Annotated in this window: 1 protein-coding gene; it reads right to left on the bottom strand. The window is 41.6% G+C overall.

What is annotated here, in order from left to right; all coding sequences use genetic code 11:
* Positions 1-1,225: aminopeptidase P family protein (locus tag HP439_RS19025; protein WP_172391899.1), on the bottom strand; the 1,225-nt coding region annotated here is incomplete at its 3' end.
* Between the last annotated feature and the right edge of the window lie 342 nt (positions 1,226-1,567).

Here is a 1,567-nt window from a genome sequence, read left to right as displayed (position 1 = left end):
TATTTTCGCTCTGCCATTGATCGATCAATGCTGGAATAAAGTAAATACCTGGTTCGACGGTTAGAACAAAGCCGGCTTCGAGACTACGTCCTAGCCGGAGCGACTTTAAGCCAAACGTCTTACTGTCTTTAGGCTCGTCTTGGGTGTATCCAACATATTGTTCCCCTAGATCTTCCATATCATGAACATCGAGCCCCATCATATGTCCTAACCCGCATTGAAAGAAAAGGGTATGAGCGTGCTGGGCAACAGCCTGATCCGGATCTCCCTTCATAATCCCAAGCGCACCAAGTCCTTCCACTAAGCGCCGACAGGCTAAAAGATGGACATCCTTAAATTTAATACCGGGGCGAAGCACTTGCTTAGCGCCAGTAAAAGCGTCCAAAACAACATTGTAGATTTCAGATTGTCTGGTACTAAAGCGCTTGCCTACAGGAAACGTTCGGGTTAAATCACCAGCGTACCCCATGGCAGTTTCTACACCGGAGTCGTTCAGCAACATATCACCATCTTCAATCGTATTTAATTGAAAAGAATTATGTAAGATCTCACCGTGCTTGGTGACAATAGCCGGATAAGCCAATCTACAACCTTGATCGGCGGCAAAATGTTCAATTGCACTTGCGATATTCGCTTCTTTGATGCCGGCTCTGGTCAGCCGCATGGCCAGCAGATGCATCTCGGTTGATACGCCGACAGCCAGTTCGATTTGCTTTAGCTCTTGTTCTTCTTTAATAGCCCGTAAGTCGACAACTGCTTTAATGAATTCGCTGGATGATTGTAAATTCGGTATTGATTTACCTAAAAGCTCGCTCAATAAAATCTTATTAAAAGACTGATAGGGAGGTAAAAAGTGAATTTTGCGGCCCTTATTGCTTGCTTGAGAAAGATAGCTGCTGAGACTCTCAAATGGACGAGTATCCGTAATGCCAGATCGATGGCTTTTTTCTTTTAAAGTCTCTAACTTACCCACCCATACGACTTGGTCCATCGTGAATTCATCTCCAAAGACAATGGATTTTTGCTCGTCAACGTCGATTATAGCCGCTATGCTTGGCTGTTGAATACCAAAAAAATATAAAAAGGTACTATCTTGACGGAAGGGGTATGCGTTATGTTCGAAATTAATAGGATGCTCAATATTCCCTAAGAAAAGGAAAATCCCTTCGCTAAATTTACCTGCTAGGGTTTCTCTTCGCCGCTGATAAGTTTCTGCTGAAAACATAATATATATTCGTTTAGTATGTGTTACGCTGTATTGCAACGTAAATATGAGAATTTGATCTGGCAATAAGCGATCGTATTTTGTCAAAATATAAGCAAAAATTGTTTTTGAACTGATGAGCACTCTCGCAACAAAAATTCTATCGGCAATCGATCTCGATAATTTTAGAAAAATCGTTTTAGTCTAGCGTTCATTAGGATAGCGTCGGATAAAATATTTTTGCCCGTGTTGGAATATCAAAGGGCCTTATTTTTTTGTAGATTTGTTCAAGAAGAAAGGGGCAGAGAAATTAGCATGTATTTAATATTTGACACCGAAACCACGGGTTTACCAAAGCGCTGG

The organism is Sphingobacterium shayense, from assembly GCF_013179575.1.
GTDB lineage: Bacteria > Bacteroidota > Bacteroidia > Sphingobacteriales > Sphingobacteriaceae > Sphingobacterium > Sphingobacterium shayense.
Note: the sequence above shows the minus strand (reverse complement) of the source record. Positions and strands in the feature narration are given on the sequence as shown.